The organism is Micromonospora sp. CPCC 205546 (assembly GCF_036902715.1).
Classification (GTDB): Bacteria; Actinomycetota; Actinomycetes; order Mycobacteriales; family Micromonosporaceae; genus Micromonospora.
In genome coordinates this window covers 1-17,337 of record NZ_JBAKHL010000059.1, presented here as the reverse complement: position 1 = coordinate 17,337, position 17,337 = coordinate 1, and the positions used below count along the sequence as shown (strand labels likewise).

Annotated in this window: 2 protein-coding genes; both read right to left on the bottom strand. The window is 77.5% G+C overall.

Going from position 1 to position 17,337, the window contains the following annotated elements; all coding sequences use genetic code 11:
* Positions 1-28: 28 nt before the first annotated feature.
* Positions 29-10,093 carry a type I polyketide synthase gene (locus V6U77_RS23435; RefSeq protein ID WP_334608780.1) on the bottom strand — a complete coding sequence of 3,355 codons (10,065 nt, stop codon included), beginning with the start codon at positions 10,091-10,093 and terminating at the stop codon, positions 29-31.
* Positions 10,094-10,441: 348 nt separating this feature from the next.
* The coding region (locus V6U77_RS23430) for an SDR family NAD(P)-dependent oxidoreductase (protein WP_442934489.1) at positions 10,442-17,337 on the bottom strand (6,896 nt) is incomplete at its 5' end.

Genomic DNA, 17,337 nt, shown 5'->3' with positions numbered 1-17,337 from the left:
CGGGGTTCGAGGTGTGCGACATGCCGGATCAGGCCGAGCCGAACTCTTCGTCCAGCAGGCTGAAGATCTCTTCGGCGGAGGCCGACTCGAGGCTGGCGCCCTCGTCGGCGGCGGAGTCCGCACCGGACTCGGTGTAGGTCCACAGGGAGAGCAGTTCACGCAGCCGGGCGCCGACGGCGGCCCGGTCGGTGTCGGCCGAGGCCACCGCCCGCATGGCGTGCTCCAGCTTGTTCAGCTCGCCGAGCACCGTCAGCGCGGACGTGCTCCGCTCCGCCAGCAGCGCGCCCCGCAGGTACTCGACCAGCGCGGCCGTGGTCGGCCGGTCGTAGATCAGCGTGGACGGCAGCCGCAGGCCGGTGGCCGCGTTGAGCCGGTTGCGGAACTCGACGGCGGTCAGCGAGTCGAAGCCCAGCTCGACGAAGCCGCGCTCGACGTCGATCGAGCGGATCGACGCGTAGCCGAGGACCGCGGCGGCGTGGGTGCGGACCAGGTCGGAGAGCACCTGGTCGCGGTCGGCCTCCGCCGTGGCGGCGAGGGTCTCCCGCAGCGCCTCGGCCGGGTCGCGTTCGGCGGCCCGTACCGCGCCGGTCGTCGCCGGCCGGACCAGCGACCGCAGCACCGGCGGCACCGCCGCCGGACCGTGCCGGCCGATCAGGGCGAGGTCCAGGTTGACCGGTACGACCACCGGCTCGGCGAAGCGCAGCGCCTCGCTGAACAGGTCCATGCCCTCGTCGGCGCCGAGCGGCACGAAGCCGCCCCGGTTCATCCGGGCCTCGTCGACGTGCCCGGTCTGGCCGTCGCCGGTGTCGTTGACCCACGGCCCCCAGGCCAGCGAGAGCGCGGGGAGTCCCCGGTCGCGCCGGTGGTGGGCGAGGGCGTCGAGGAAGCAGTTCGCCGCCGCGTGGTTGGCCTGCCCGGGGCCGCCGAAGAGGCCGGCCGCCGAGGAGAAGAGCACGAACGCGGCCAGGTCCAGCTTCTCGGTCAGCTCGTGCAGGTGCCAGGCCGCGTCGACCTTGGGGCGCAGCACGGTGTCGAAGCGGTCCGGGGTCAGGGCGGGCAGGACGCCGTCGTCGAGCACCCCGGCGGCGTGCACCACGCCGGTCAGCGGCAGGTCGGCGGGGATCTGGTCGACCAGCAGGGCGAGCGCGTCGCGGTCGGTGACGTCGCAGGCGACCACCCGGGCGGTGGCGCCCAGCCCGGTCAGCTCGTCGACCAGCGCGGCGACGCCCGGGGCGTCCGTCCCGCTGCGGCTGACCAGCAGCAGGTGCCGTACGTCGTGCCGGGTCACCAGCCGTCGCGCCACGAGCCGCCCGAGCAGGCCGGTCGCCCCGGTCACCAGGACGGTGCCGGCGGCCAGGTCGGGGCCGGGCACCTCGGCCGGGGGCGGGCCGAGCCGGGTCAGCCGGGGCACCCGGAGCTGGCCGGCGCGTACCGCGAGCTGGGGTTCGCCCGTGGCCAGGGCCGCCGGCAGCAGCGTGGCGGCCGAGCCGTCGTCGTCGACGTCGAGCAGCACGATCCGGTCGGGGTTCTCGGACTGGGCGGAGCGCAGCAGGCCCCAGGCGGTGGCGGCCGGCACGTCGGCGATCCGCTCGTCCGGGTCGACCCGGACGGCGCCGCGGGTGACCACCACCAGCCGGGCGGCGGTCAGGGCCTCCTCGGCCAGCCACTGCTGGGCCAGCGCGAGCATCCGGTGGGCGACCCGGTGCGCCTGGGCGGCCGGGTGCGGCTCGTCGGCGGTCGTCGCCACACAGGTCGCCACCACCGCGTCGGGCACGGGGCCGCCCGCGCGCACCTCGGCGACCAGCGCGGAAAGGTCCGCGTGCCCCTCGGCGCCGGGCCAGTCGCCGCCGAGGGCGACGAGCCGGGGGGTGCCGTCGGCGCGGCCGGCGGTCGGGGCGACCCAGTCGAGGCGGTGCAGGGACCGGCTGGCCGAGCGGCGGGCGGCGCTGAGCTGCTCGCCGGAGATGGGCCGCAGGACCAGACCCTCGACGGAGGCGACCGGCGTCGCGCCGGTGTCGGTGATCGTCAGGGCCACGGACCCGGCGTCGGTGGCGCGCAGCCGGATCCGCAGCTCGCGGGCGCGGGTGGGGCGGATGGTGACGCCCGACCAGGTGAACGGCAGGCCGGGACGGATGTCGGGGCCGCCGTCGGTGGCCGGCGTCGCGCCGGCGTCGGCGGGGTCGCCGCCCATGCCGGCGGTGGCGCTCGCGCCGATGGCGTGCAGCGCCGCGTCCATCAGGGCCGGGTGCACGGAGAACGCCGTGGTGTCGGTGGACGCGTCGGCGTCCAGCGCGACCTCGGCGAGGATGTCCGTGCCCGAGCGCCACGCCGCGCGCAGCGCGCGGAAGGCGGGGCCGTAGTGGTAGCCCTGGGCGGCGAGCCGGGCGTAGAGCCCGTCGAGGGCGATCGGCTCGGCGTCGGCGGGCGGCCACACGGCCGCCGGCGCGGCCTCCGGGTCGACGGTGTCGCCGAGCTGGCCGGACGCGTGCCGCTGCCAGGCCCGGGACCCGTCGGGTGCGGTGTCGTCGTCGCGCCGGGTGTGGATGGCGACCGGCCGGAGCCCGGTCCCGTCCGGCGGGCCGACGCGCACCCGCAGGTCGACTCCCCCCTCGGTGGGGATCGCGAGCGGCGCCTCCAGGTTCAGCTCGGCGACGCTCGCCGTGCCGGCCTGCCGCCCGGTCCAGGACGCCAGCTCCACCAGCGCCGTCCCGGGCAGCAGCACCGTGCCGAGCACGGCGTGGTCGGCGAGCCAGGGGTGGGTGGCGAGGGTGATCCGGCCGGTGAACAGCAGGCCCTCGTCGCCGGGCAGGTCGGCCACCGCGCTGAGCAGCGGGTGGTCGACCACGTCGAGGCCCACGGCGGGCAGGACCGTGCGGTGGGCGCCGGTGCGCTCCAGCCAGTAGCGGTGCCGTTCGAAGGCGTACGTGGGCAGGTCGACCGGCTCGGTCTCGGGCAGCAGCCGGCGGTGGTCCACGCTCAGGCCGAGGGTGTGCGCGGCGGCGAGGGCCCTCAGCAGCCGGCTGGCGGCGTCGTCGGTCCCGCCGAGTGTGTCCAGGACGTGGCCGGTGGTGCCCGTCGCGTCGAGGACGGCGGCGACCCGGGCGGTCAGCGCCGGCTCCGGCGAGACCTCCACGAAGGTCGGGTGTCCGGCCGCGACGGCGGTACGGAGGGCGGCGTCGAGCTGCTCCGCTCCCCCGGCCGGGTGCCCGGCGCCGAGGGCGGCCGGGTCGGCCCAGTGGTCGGCGCCGAGGGCGGCCGGGTCGGTCCAGTCCCCGGTGACGGTGGAGACCAGCCGGGCGGTCCCGGCCTGCGGCGCGATCCCCGCCAGGGCGGCGCGCAGGCCCTCCGGGTCCAGCTCGCCCGCGGCGGCCCTGGCCCGCAGCGCCGCCACCCGGGCGGCGTCGGGCAGGGACAGCAGGCCCGCCACACAGGCGGCCACGATCTCGCCGTCGCCGTCGCCGACGACCGCGGCCGGGGTGACACCGGCGTGCCGCCAGACGGCGGCGAGCGCCACCCCGACGGCGAACAGCACGGGTCCGGCCAGCTCCGGCCGCTCCCCCCAGGAGGTGTCCGCGCCGGTCAGCAGCGCGGCCGGGTCGACGTCGGCCCAGGGCGCGAGGGCCTGCCGGCACTCGGCGAGCGTGTCGTCGAAGACGGGGCAGCGGCCCACCAGGCCGGCCGCCGCGCCCGCCGGGGTGGCCCCCGGGAAGACGAACACCGGGCCCGCGCCGTGGTTGGCGACGGTGCCGGTCAGCACGTTGCCGGCCGGCGTGCCGGCGGCGAGCGCGTCCAGGCCGGCCAGTAGCTCGCCGGGGGTCACGCCGAGCACCGCGGCGCGCCGGTCGAACGCCGAACGGGTCGTGGCGAGGGACCAGCCGACCGCCGCCGGGGCGAGGCCGGGGTGCGCGCGCAGGTGCCGGGCCAGCCGGGACGCCTGCGTGGCCAGGGCCGAGGTCGAGCGGGCCGAGACCGGCCACACCACCGCGTCGGCGGCGACCAGCCCGGCGGCCGGGGCGGGCGCCGCCTCGACGTCGTCGGGCACGTCGGTGTCGGCGGGCTGCTCGACGACCACGTGCGCGTTGGTGCCGGAGATCCCGAACGAGGAGACCGCCGCCCGGCGGGGCCGGCCGACCGCCGGCCACGGCCGGGACTGGGTCACCAGCTCCACGTCGCCGGCCGACCAGTCGATATGCGGCGAGGGCGTGTCCACGTGCAGCGACGCCGGGACGGTGCCCTCGCGCATCGCCAGCACCATCTTGATCACACCGGCCACACCGGCGGCGGCCTGCGCGTGGCCCATGTTCGACTTCACCGAGCCCAGCAGCAGCGGGCCGGCGTCGCCCCGGTCCTGCCCGTACGTCGCCAGCAGGGCCTGCGCCTCGATCGGGTCGCCGAGGACGGTGCCGGTGCCGTGCGCCTCGACGACGTCCACGTCCGTGGTGCTCAGCCGGGCGCTGGCGAGCGCCTGGCGGATCACGCGCTGCTGGGAGGGGCCGTTGGGGGCGGTCAGCCCGTTGGACGCGCCGTCGGAGTTCACGGCGGAGCCGCGTACCACGGCGAGGATGCGGCGGCCCTGCCGCCGGGCGTCGGAGAGCCGCTGCACGAGCAGCATGCCGACGCCCTCGGACCAGCCGGTGCCGTCGGCCGTGGCCGCGAAGGACTTGCACCGCCCGTCGGAGGCCAGGCCGCCCTGGCGGGAGAACTCCTGGAACGCCGTGGGGGTGGCCATCACCGCCACGCCGCCGGCCAGCGCCAGGTCGCACTCGCCGCGCCGCAGCGCCGCCCCGGCGAGGTGCAGCGCCACCAGCGACGAGGAGCAGGCCGTGTCGACGGTGACGGCGGGCCCCTCCAGCCCGAGGGCGTACGCGACCCGGCCGGAGATGACGCTGTGCGCGGCGCCGGTCATCAGGTAGCCCTCGACGCCCTCCGGGACCTCGGTCAGTCCCGTGCCGTAGCCGGAGGTGGAGGCGCCCACGAAGACGCCGGTACGGGTGCCGCGCAGCGTCGCGGGATCCACCCCGGCCCGCTCCAGCGCCTCCCAGGACGTCTCGAGGGTGAGCCGCTGCTGCGGGTCCATGGCGAGGGCCTCGCGGGGCGAGATCTCGAAGAAGGCGGGGTCGAAGTCCGCCACGTCGTAGAGGAAGCCGCCCGCCGGGGGGTGCGTCCCCTCGGTCGGCTCGGGAATCTCCCAGCCCCGGTCGGTGGGGAACGGCGAGATGGCGTCCACGCCGTCGGCGACCAGCCGCCAGAACGCCTCCGGCCCGTCGACTCCGCCGGGGTAGCGGCAGGCCATGCCGACGATCGCGACGGGCTCGTCGGCGTCCACGACGACGGTCTGCGGGGCGTCGGCCGGGGCGGCGCCGGAGACCAGCTCGCGCAGGTGCGCGGCCAGCTCGGCGGGGGTGGGGTAGTCGAAGACCAGCGTGGTGGGCAGCCGCAGGCCGGTGGCGGTGTTCAGCCGTCCCCGGAAGTCCACGGCGGTCAGCGAGTCGAAGCCGAGGTCCTTGAACGGGCGCCCGCGCAGCTCGTCGGGGGTGGCGTGGCCCAGCACCGCCGCGGTCTGATCGTTGACCAGCCGCAGCAGTTCCCGTTCCTGTTCCGCCGCGGGCAGCGCCGCGAGGTGACGCAGCGGCGCGGCGGTCCCGCCCGCGGTCGACGTGGCGGCCTCCTCCTGCGCGACGAGCGCGCGCACCTGCGGCAGGTCGCCCAGGAACGGGCTGGGCCGGGCCACGGTGAACGCGGGGTGGAACCGGGTCCAGTCGACGTCGGCGACGGTCACGCAGGGCGTCGGGCGGCGCAGCGCCCGGTCGAGCGCGACGAGCGCCTTCTCCGGGTCGACGGGCGGCAGGCCCATCCGGTTGAGCTGCTCGGTGGCCACGTTCTCGGCGGCCATGCCGTGTTCGCCGCCCCAGGCCGTCCAGGAGACGGCGGTGGCCGGCAGGCCCCGGTCGCGCCGGTTGACGGCCAGGGCGTCCAGCAGGGAGTTGCCGGCGCCGTAGGCGCACTGGCCGGCGCTGCCCCACACGCCGGAGATGGAGGAGAACATGACGAACGCGCCCAGCTCGCGGTCGGCGAGGCACGCGTCGAGGTGCAGGGCGCCGAGCACCTTGCCCGCGACGACGTGGGAGAACTCGTCGAGGGTGGTGTCGGTCAGCGGGGTGAGCTGGTCGGTGCCGGCGGCGTGCACGACCGCGGTCAGGTCGGGCAGCGAGCCGACCAGGTCCGCCACGGACCGCCGGTCGGTGACGTCGCAGGTGGCGGCGGTGACCCGCCCGTCGGCGCCGTACGCGTCGAGCAGGTCCGCCACGGCCGGTGCGGCGGCGCCCCGGCGGCTGGCCAGGACCACCCGTCCGACGCCGCGGCCGAGCAGCCAGCGGGTGACGTGCCCGCCGAGGGCGCCGGTGCCGCCGGTGACCAGGACGGTGCCGGAGCACCAGTCGCCGGCGGGCGGCTCGTCCGCCGCCGGCGGGGCCGGGGTGAGCCGTCGGGCCCAGGTGCCGCCGGGTCGCACGGCCACCTGGTCCTCGCCGCCGTGGCCGGCGAGCACCGCGGCGAGCCGCCGGGCGGTGGCGTCGTCGACGGTGGCCGGCAGGTCGACCAGGCCGCCCCAGCGGTGCGGCTGCTCGACGGCCGCCGCCCGGCCGAGGCCCCAGACCTCGGTCTGCAGCGGGTGCGCGACCCGGTCGCCCGGGGCCGCCGCCACGGCGCCGCTGGTGACGCACCACAGCGGGGCCACCAGGTCGAGGTCGGTCATGGCCTGGACCAGGGCGAGGGTGCCGGCGGCGGCGAGGGTCACGCCGGGGTGCTCGGGCAGCAGCCGGTCCTGGCCGGCGACCACGGCGAGCACGCCGTCGACGCCCCCGTCGTCGATCGTCCCGCGCAGCCGGGCGGCGAGCGCCGCGCGGTCGAGGTCCGCCGCGCCGACGCGCAGCACCAGCGGCTCGGCGTCGCCGAAGAGCCCGGCGAGGCCGTCGGCCCACGCCGGCGCGTCGTCGGCCGGCAGCACGACCAGCCAGCGGCCCGTCGGGCCGTCGGTGTCCTCGACCGGCACGGGCTGCCAGGTCACCTGGTACGACCAGCCGTCCACGAGGGAGCGTTCCCGCCGGGACCGGCGCCAGGAGGTCAGCACGGGCAGGGCCGGCAGCAGCGCCCGGACCTGCTCGTCGTCGTCGCCCAGCTCGCCGCGCAGGGTGTCGACGTCCGCCTGCTCCAGGGCGGTCCAGAACTCGTCGTCGCCGTCCGTGGCGGTGGCCCCGGGGGCGGCGGGCGGCGGCTCGGGCCAGAACCGCTGCCGGCGGAAGGCGTACCCGGGCAGGGGCACCCGGGCGGTGTCGGCGCCGGCGAACAGCTCCGCCCAGCCCACCTCGACCCCGCCGACGTGTAGCTCGGCGAGGGCGGTGAGCGCGGACGCGGGCTCGGGGCGGTCGCGACGCAGCAGCGCCACGGCGGCGGTGTCGTCGTCCGCGCCGGCCGCGGTCAGGACGTCGCGGGCCAGCGCGGTGAGCACCCCGCTGGGGCCGACCTCCAGGAACGTACGCACGCCCAGGGCGCGCAGCTGGTCGACGCCGTCGGCGAACCGGACGGCCTCCCGCACGTGCCGCACCCAGTAGTCGGCGGTGCGGATCTCGTCGGGGTCGGCGAGCGCACCGGTCAGGTTCGACACGATCGGCAGCGCCGGCGGGTGCAGCTCCAGCCCGCGCAGCACGGCGGCGAACTCGGCGAGCATGGGTTCCATCAGCGGGCTGTGGAAGGCGTGGCTGACCCGCAGGGGCCTGGTGCGTACGCCCTGGTCGGCCCAGCGGCGTTCGAGTTCCTCGACGGCGTCGGCCGCGCCGGAGACGACCACGGCGGTGGGCCCGTTGACGGCGGCCACGGCGACCCGGTCCTCGACGCCGGCCAGGGCGGCCCGGACGGCGTCGGCGGGGAGCTGGACGGCCAGCATCGCGCCGCCGGCCGGCAGGGCCTGCATCAGCCGGCCCCGCGCCGCGACGAGCGTGGCGGCGTCGGGCAGCGACAGCACGCCGGCCGCGTGCGCGGCGGACAGCTCGCCGATCGAGTGGCCGAGCAGGACGTCCGGGACGATCCCCCAGCTCTGCAGGAGCCGGAACAGCGCGACCTCGACGGCGAACAGGCCGGCCTGGGTGTAGAGCGTCTGGTTGAGCAGCCCGGCGGCCTCGTCGCCCTCGGGGGCGAAGAGCACGGGGGTGAGCGGGCGGGGCAGGTGGCGGTCCAGCTCGGCGCAGACCTCGGCCAGCGCCCGGCCGAAGACGGGGAACGCGGCGGCCAGCTCGCGGCCCATGCCGCTGCGCTGCGCGCCTTGGCCGGAGAAGAGGAACGCGAGCTTGCCGCCGCGCGGACCGGCGCCGGTGACCAGGCCGGGGGCGTCGCCGCCGGCGGCCAGCGCGCGCAGGCCGGCGGTCAGGTCGGCGCGGTCGGCGGCGAGCAGCACGGCCCGGTGTTCGAGGCTGGCCCGGGTGCGCGCCGACGACCAGCCGACGTCGGTCAGGCGCAGCGCGGGGCGGCCGTCGAGCCAGTCGGCCCAGCGGGTCGCCTGCGCGGCCAGGGACTCGGCGTCGCGGGCGGAGACCAGCACCGGCACGAGGCCGGCCCCGGCGACCGGGGCGGGCCCGGTGGCGGCGGCCGTCGCGGTGCCCGGGTCGGTGGCGGCGACGGGGCCGTCCGGGGCGTCCGCGGGGGCCGGGTCGTCGGCGGGCGCCTCCTCGATGATCACGTGGGCGTTGGTGCCGCTCATGCCGAACGAGGAGATGCCCGCGCGGCGGGGCTGCTCACCGGCGGGCCACGGCCGGGGCTCGGTCGCCAGCGCCACCGCGCCGGCCGTCCAGTCCACGTTGGGGGTGGGCTCGTCGACGTGCAGGGTGGCCGGCACGGTGTCGTGCCGCAGGGCCATCACCATCTTGATGACGCCGGCCACGCCGGCGGCGGCCTGGGTGTGGCCGATGTTCGACTTGACCGAACCGAGCAAGAGCGGCCGGTCCGCCGGCCGGCCCTGCCCGTACGTCGACAGCAGCGCCTGCGCCTCGATCGGGTCGCCGAGGGTGGTGCCGGTGCCGTGCGCCTCCACGACGTCGACCTGCTCCGGGGCGAGCCGGGCGCTGGCCAGCGCCTGGAGCACGACGCGCTGCTGGGACGGGCCGTTGGGGGCGGTCAGGCCGTTGCTCGCGCCGTCCTGGTTGACCGCGCTGCCGCGTACCACGGCGAGGACGGGGTGGCCGTTGCGTCGCGCGTCGGAGAGCCGCTCGACGAGCAGCAGGCCGGCGCCCTCGCCCCAGGCGGTGCCGTCGGCGGCGGCGGCGAACGACTTGACCCGGCCGTCGGAGGCCAGGCCCCGCTGGCGGCTGAAGCCGATGAAGGCGGACGGGGTGGACATGACGGTGGCCCCGCCGGCCAGCGCCAGGGTGCACTCCCCCTGCCGCAGCGCCTGGCAGGCCAGGTGCAGCGCCACCAGCGACGACGAGCAGGCGGTGTCGACGGTGACGGCGGGACCCTCGATACCGAGCGCGTACGAGATCCGGCCGGACACGACGCTCGCCGCGGTGCCGGTGAGGATGTAGCCCTCGGTGCCGGGCGGCGGCTGCTGGAGCAGGCCCACGTAGTCCTGGCCGGTGGTGCTCGCGAAGACCCCCACCTGGTGCCCGCGCAGCGTCGACGGGTCGATGCCGGCGTGCTCGAACGCCTCCCAGGAGGTCTCCAGCAGCAGCCGCTGCTGCGGGTCCATGGCGAGCGCCTCGCGCGGCGAGATGCCGAAGAACGCGGCGTCGAAGTCGGTGGCCGACTCGACGAAGCCGCCCTCGGCGACGTACGACGTGCCGGGGTGGTCGGGGTCCGGGTGGAACAGCCGCGCCAGGTCCCAGCCGCGGTCGGCGGGGAACGCGGAGACGGCGTCCCGACCGGAGTCGACGAGTTCCCACAGCTCCTCGGGGGAGTCCACGCCGCCCGGGAACCGGCAGGCCATGCCGACGATGGCGATCGGCTCGCGGCTGGCCGCCTCAAGCTCGCCGAGCTTCCTCCGGGTCTGGTGAAGGTCCGCCGTCACCCATTTCAGGTACTCCCGGAGCGTATCTTCAGTCGCCATTGACGCCACCTCTTCGGGCCGGAAAGAAACAGCGACCCAATACCGTCCACAGACGCCACAAGCCGCGAAGATCTAAGCCCATTCAGCCGACCACGAATTGCCCAGACAAAAAGCGTTTCAGTCCCCACCAGGCCTGCCGCGCCGGACGAAAGGTAATTGTCGCCGGACGGCGGTCACAACCCCTAGCCTGCCCCTACGGGTGCCCCTAGGCGGCGGGGGCGCAGGCTGGGCCGACCCGCCTCGCGGGCGCCCCGGCGCGCCGCCCTCGCGGGGTGCGGCCGGGCGGGTACGCGGACCCGCCCGGCCGAGGTCGTCACGACCGTCGACAACGGTCGCCCGACACCATTTTCAGAAGCCCGGCAAATTGCCGCCGGGGCCACCCAGCTCGCGGTGGATGAAATCGAAGATCTCGGCGTCGGTGGCGTCGTCGAGGGTGTGCGTGGCCGGTTTCTCCTCGACGGGCCCGCGGTCGTCGCCCCACCGGGCGACGAACGCCTGCAGCTGCACCAGCAGCTTCTGCCGGGTCAGCCGGTCCGGCGCGTCGGCCGCGAAGACGCCGTCGAGCCGGTCCAGTTCGGCGAGCAGCGGCGCGGCCGCGGCCGCGCCGTCCTCGACGAGCTGGTCGCGCAGGTGCCGGGCGAGCGCCGCCGGCGTCGGGTAGTCGAACACCACGGCGGCGGGCAGCTGGACGCCGGTGGCGGCGCGGAGCCGGTTGCGCAGCTCCACGGCCGTCATCGAGTCGAAGCCGACCTCGCGGAACGCCCGGTCGGGCTCCAGCCCGGTGCCCCCGGTGTGGCCGAGCACGGCCGCCGCCAGGTTGCCCACGAGTTCGACGAGCACGCCCTCCCGTTCGCCGGGGCCCAGCGGGCGCAGCCGCTCCCGCAGCGCGGTCGCCGCCTCGTCGTCCGCCGGCTGGCGGTCGTCGTCGGCGGGCATCGCCGCGCCCGCCTCGGGGACCCCGGTCAGCAGCGGGCACGGCCGCATCGACGCGAACGTCGGCACGAACCGGTCCCAGCGCACGTCGGCGAGCACCAGGGCCGCCTCCTCCCGCAGCGCCTGCCCGAAGGCCTCGACGGCCAGTTCCGGGGGCAGGCCCGGCAGGCCCCGCCGGCGCAACTGCGCCAGCTCGGCCGACTCGGGGTCGTCGTCCCACGGGCCCCACGCCACGGCGGTGGCCGCGAGGCCGCCGTGGCGCCGGTTCGCCGCGAGGGCGTGCAGCAGCGCGTCGCCGGCGGACTGGCCGGCCCGGCCGCCCGCGCCCCACACCCCCGTGGTGGAGGTGCACAGCACGAACGCCTCGAGCGGCCGGTGCGCCAGCTCGTCGGCGTACCTCGGGACGTCGCCGACGGTGGCGGCCAGGTCGGCGGCCAGGCCGGCGAGGGTCAGCTCGGCCAGCGGCACCGAGCCGGTCTCCGCCGGGACGTGCACGAGCGCGGTCACCGGCCGGCTCTCGGCGGCGAGCTGCTCCATCAGGTCACCGAGCTTGCCCGTCGCCGGTTCGGCCAGCGGGAGCACCTCGGCACCGTTGCGGCCCAGCCAGTCGGTGGCGTGCCGGGCGAGCGCCCCGGTCCCGCCGGTGAGCAGGACGGTACCGTTCGGGCGGTACCCGCCGCCGGCCGCCGGCCGTGCGGTGTCGCGGACCAGGCGCCGGGCGTGCACGCCGGCCTGCCGTACGGCGAGCTGGTCCTCCCCGTCGGCGTTGGTCAGGGCGGCGGCCAGGGCCGCGTACGCCGCCTCGTCCGGGCCGGCCGGCAGGTCGACGACTCCGCCGACGTGCCGGGGGTGCTCCAGCGCGGCGACGAGCCCGAGGCCCCAGGTGGTGGCCTGCGTCGGGTGCGCCACCGGCTCGTCGTCGACGGCGAGGGCGCCCGTGGTGGCCAGCCAGAGCGGCACGGACGGGCCGGAGCGGCCCGTGTGCGCCTGCACGAGCAGCAGGTTCGCCGCCAGGCCGGTCGGCAGCGCGGTCTGCTCCGGGTGCGGCGCCTCGTCGAGCGCCAGCAGGGAGAGCAGCGCCGTCGGCTGGTGCGCGGCGGCGAGCCGGTCGAGGTCGGCGGCCAGGCCGTCGCGGGTGGCCGTGGCCGGGTCGACGGTCAGCAGGTGCACCGTCGCGGCGCCGGCCGTGAGGGCGGCGAGCACCCGGTCGGTGACCTGGTGCGGCGGGGCCACCACCAGCCACGTTCCGGGGTCGGCGCCGGTCAGCGCCCGGCGTTCCCAGGTGACCCGGTACCGCCAGCCGGCGAGGGTGCCGTCGAGCTGCTGGCGGCGGCGCCACGACTCGAGTTCCGGCAGCAGGTCGCGCAGCGGCTGGTCCGGGTCGAGGCCGAGGCGGCCCAGGTCGCCGTCGGTGACGGCGCGCCAGAACGCGTCGTCGACCGGGTCGGCGGCCGGGGTCGGGGCCGCGTCGAGGGTCGGCCAGTAGCGCTGCGGCCGGAACGCGTACGTCGGCAGCTCGGGCAGCCGGCGGGGATCCGGACGGGGGCCGGCCAGCGCGGCGAGCACCGCCGCCCAGTCGACGTCCCGCCCGCTGCCGTCCAGGACGGCCAGCGCGGTGAGCAGGGCGGCCGGCTCGTCGGCGCCGGCGCGCAGCGCCGCCACGGCCGTCCCGTCCTCGTCGGTGGGCAGCAGGCCGGCGGTCATCGCGGTCAGCACCGCCTGCGGGCCGAGCTCCAGGAAGGTGTCCACGCCCGCGTCGCGCAGTGCGGCGATCCCGTCGGCGTAGCGGACGGCCTCCCGGACGTGGCGCACCCAGTAGTCGGGCGTACGGATCTCGTCGGGCTCCGCGAGCCGCCCGGTCAGGTTCGACACGATCGGCAGCAGCGGCGCGGCGAACGTCAGCCCGTCGAGCACGGCCCGGAACCCGGCCAGCATCGGTTCCATCAGCGGGCTGTGGAACGCGTGGCTGACCCGCAGCCGCCGGGTGCGTACGCCACGCTCCCGCCAGAGCCGCTCCAGCCCGTCGAGGGCGTCGACGGCCCCGGCGAGCACCACGGCGGTGGGGCCGTTGACGGCGGCGACGCCGACCCGGTCGCCCAGCCCGGCCAGCGACTCGACCACGGCCGCCTCGTCGGCGGCGACGGCGAGCATCCCGCCCCCGGCGGGCAGGGCCTGCATGAGCCGGCCCCGGGCGGCCACCAGCGTGGCGGCGTCCCCGAGGGACAGCACCCCGGCGACGTGCGCGGCGGTGATCTCGCCGATCGAGTGCCCGGCGACGTGCCCGGGCACCACCCCGAACGACTCGACCAGCCGGAACAGGGCCACCTCCAGCGCGAACAGCCCCGCCTGGGTGAACACCGTCTCGTCGAGCAGCGCGGCCTCGGCGCTGCCCTCGGCCGCGAACAGCACCGGCTTCAGCGGCTGCGGCAGCTGGTGGTCCAGCGCCGCACAGACCTCGTCGAGGGCCGCCGCGAAGACGGGGAACGTGTCGTACAACTGCCGGCCGGCGCCGGGGCGCTGGGCGCCCTGGCCGGAGAAGAGGACCGCGAGACCGCCCGCGCGCCGCCGGGCGGTGACCAGCGCGGGGTGGGCCTCGCCGCCGGCCAGCGCCCGCAGCGCGGCCAGTCGGGTCTCCCGGTCGGCGGCGACCACGGCGGCCCGCCGGCCGAGGTGGGCCCGGCCGTCGGCGAGCGCCCAGGCGACCAGGTCGGCGGGGTCGTCGTCCGTCGCGACCCGGTCGGCCAGCCGTCCGGCCTGCGCGCGCAGCGCGGGCAGGTCGGCGGCGGAGACCGGCCACGGCAGGGCCACGGCGCGCTGGTCGGGTCGCGCTTCGCCGTGCCCGACGGTCGCCTCGGGCCCCTCCCCGTCGGCGGCGACCGGCTCGGGCCGCTGCGGGGCCTCTTCGAGAATCACGTGGGCGTTGGTGCCGCTGATCCCGAACGAGGAGACGCCGGCCCGGCGCGGCCCCTCCGTGCCGGTCCAGGCTCGCGCCTCGGTGAGCAGCGCCAGCGTGCCGGACGTCCAGTCGACGTGCGGGGTCGGCGCGTCGACGTGCAGGGTCGCCGGCAGCACCTCGTGTTGCAGGGCCAGCACCATCTTCATCAGGCTGGCGGCGCCCGCCGCCGCCTGGGTGTGCCCGATGTTCGACTTCACCGACCCCAGCCACAGCGGCCGGTCGGCGGAGCGGTCCCTGCCGTACGTCGCCAGCAGCGCCTGCGCCTCGATCGGGTCGCCGAGCGTGGTACCGGTGCCGTGCGCCTCGACGACGTCCACGTCGCCGGGGGTCAGGCCGGCGTTGTCCAGCGCCTGCCGGATGACCCGCTGCTGCGCGGGCCCGTTCGGCGCGGTGAGGCCGTTGCTCGCGCCGTCCTGGTTGACGGCGCTGCCCCGGACGACGGCGAGGATCCGGTTGCCGTCGCGCTGGGCGTCGGAGAGCCGCTGGAGCAGCAGGACGCCGACACCCTCGCCCCAGCCGGTGCCGTCGGCGGCCTCGGCGAACGCCTTGACCCGCCCGTCGGCGGCCAGGCCGCGCTGCCGGGAGAACTCCAGGAACGCCCCCGGGGTCGACATCACCGTCACGCCGCCGGCCAGGGCGAGATCGCACTCGCCGCTGCGCAGGGCCTGTGCGGCCAGGTGCAGCGCCACCAGCGACGACGAGCACGCCGTGTCGACGGTGACCGCCGGGCCGTGCAGCCCGAAGGAGTACGCCAGGCGACCGGAGACCACCGACGCGCCGTTGCCGGTCGCCTGGTAGCCCTCCACCTGGGACCGGGCGCCCAGCAGCAGGGTGGCGTAGTCCTGCCCGTTGGTGCCCATGAAGACGCCGGTGGCGGAGCCGCGTACCCGGTGCGGGTCGATGCCGGCGCGTTCGAAGACCTCCCAGGTGGTGTGCAGCAGCAGCCGCTGCTGCGGGTCCATGGCGAGGGCCTCGCGCGGGTTGATCCCGAAGAACGCGGCGTCGAAGCCGGCCACGTCCCGCAGGAACCCGCCGCTGCGGGTGTAGCTGGTGCCGACCCGCTCCGGGTCGGTGTCGAACAGGGCGTCGAGGTCCCAGCCCCGGTCGGTGGGCATCGGCGTCACCGCGTCCACGCCGTCGGCCAGCAGCCGCCACAGCTCCTGCGGCGACGACACCCCGCCGGGGAAGCGGCAGGCCATGGAGACGATGGCGATCGGTTCGTCCGCCGGTGGCCGGGCCGTCCTCGCGCCGCCGGCCGCCGGGCCGCCGTCCGCGCCGACCACGATTTCGGTACGCAGGAAGCGGGCCAGTTCCGCCGCCGACGGATGGTCGAAGACCACGGTCGACGGCAGGGTGAGGCCGGTGACCCGGCCCAGCCGGTCGCGCAACTGCACGGCGGCGAGGGAGTCGAAGCCCAGCTCCCGGAAGGCCCGGCCGGCCGGCACCTCGTCGGTCGTGGGGTGGCCGAGGACGGCCGCCGCCTCCGCGCGGACGAGGTCGACCAGCAGCGCCTCCTGGCCGGTCGCCGGCAGCGCCGCGAGCCTGGCCCGCAGCCCGTCGGTGGCGGCCGCGCTCTCCGGCCGCTCCGGTTCCTCGGCGGCGGCCGGGGCGACCCGGTCGAAGAGGTGGCTCGGCCGCGCGGCGGTGAACGCCGTGACGAACCGGGACCAGTCGACGTCGACGATCACCGGCGCCGCCTCGGGGGCGTTCACCCAGCGGCCCAGCGCCGCGACGGCGGCGTCGGGCGCGAGCGGGCTGAACCCGCGGCGACGCAGGCCGTCCGCGGTCTCGCCGGCGGCCATGCCGTCCTCCGCCCACGGGCCGTAGGCCAGGGCGGTGGCGGGCAGTCCGGCCGCCCGGCGGGCGGCGACGAGCGCGTCGAGCAGGGCGTTGCCGGCCGCGTAGCCGGCCTGCCCACCGCCGCCCCAGACGCCGGCGACCGAGGAGAAGACCACGAACGCGTCGAGGTCGCGGCCCCGGCAGGCGGCGTCGAGGTGCACGGCGCCGAGCACCTTGCCGGCCAGGGTCTCCGACAGCTCGCCGTCGGTCACCTCGTACGCGGGGGTGGTGCCGCCGGACGCCCCGGCGGTGTGCACGACGGCGGTCAGCCCGGGCAGGTCCGCCACGAGGGCGTCGATGGCCGCCCGGTCGGTGACGTCGCACGCCACCACCCGCACCGCGCCAAGCTCGTCCATCAGCTCGGCCGCGCCCGGCGCCGCCGCACCCCGCCGCGAGGCGAGCACCACCTCGCCCGCCCCGTTGGCCAGCAGCCAGCGGGCCACGTGCCGACCCAGCGCACCCGTACCACCGGTCACCAGCACCGTCCCGGCGGGCCGCCAACCCGACCCGGCCGGCGGCGCGGCCGGCATCAGCCGCCGGCCGAAGAGGCCGTTGCGGCGGACGGCGACCTGGTCCAGGGTGCCGTCGGCCAGGACCGCGACGAGCCCGGTGCGGGTGCTCCGGTCGGCACGCTCGGGCAGGTCGACCAGGCCGCCCCAGCGGTCCGGCTGTTCGAGGGCGACGACGCGGCCCAGGCCCCAGGCCAGGGCGGCCCAGACGTCGCCGGCCCGTTCCCCGGCCGTGACCGGCAACGCGGCGCGGCTGAGCGCCCACACCCGTCCCGGCAGGCCGGTGTCGGTGAGCGCTCGGGTGAGGGTGAGCAGCATCGCCGTGCCGGCGGGCACCGCCGGCGTGTGCGCCAGGGGCCGGTCCTGGCGGGGCAGCACGCAGAGCACCCCGGCCCAGCCCTCCCCGCTGATCCGGCGCAGCCGTTCGCCCAGTTCGGCGCGGGCGAGGGTGGACGGCACGGTGAGCGTGTCCACCCGGGCGCCCGCCTGGTTGAGGGTCTTCGCGACGCCCGCGTCGGCGCCGCTGTCGACGGTGACGACCAGCCACCGCCCGGCCAGCCGGGTTGCCGGGACCGGCCGCACCGGCTCCCACCCGACCCGGTACGACCAGCCGTCCAGGGCGGTGTCCCGGGACCGGTGCCGACGCCAGCGCGCCAGGAGCGGCAGGGCCGGGCCGAGCGCGTCCAGGTCCTCGGTGTCGTCGCCGAGTTCGGCGGCGAGGGCGGCCAGGTCGCCGCGCTCGACGGCGGCCCAGAAGTCGGCGTCGCCGCCGTCCGGGGTGGCCTGCTTCGCGGGCCCGCCTTCGGGCCAGTAGCGCTGGTGCTGGAAGGCGTACGTGGGCAGGTCGACCCGGCGCGCGCCGGTGTCGGCGAACCACGACTGCCAGGTCGCCGGCACCCCGTGCACGTGCAGCTCCGCCAGGGCGTGCAGCAGCGCCTGCGCCTCCGCCCGGTCCCGGCGCTGCACCGCGACCGACAACACGGCGCCATCGTCCGGCAGCACGTCGG

What these genes read in the sequence shown, in the direction of transcription:
- V6U77_RS23435 (WP_334608780.1), bottom strand. Translation starts at nt 10,093, where the DNA reads ATGGCGACTGAAGATACGCTCCGGGAGTACCTGAAATGGGTGACGGCG.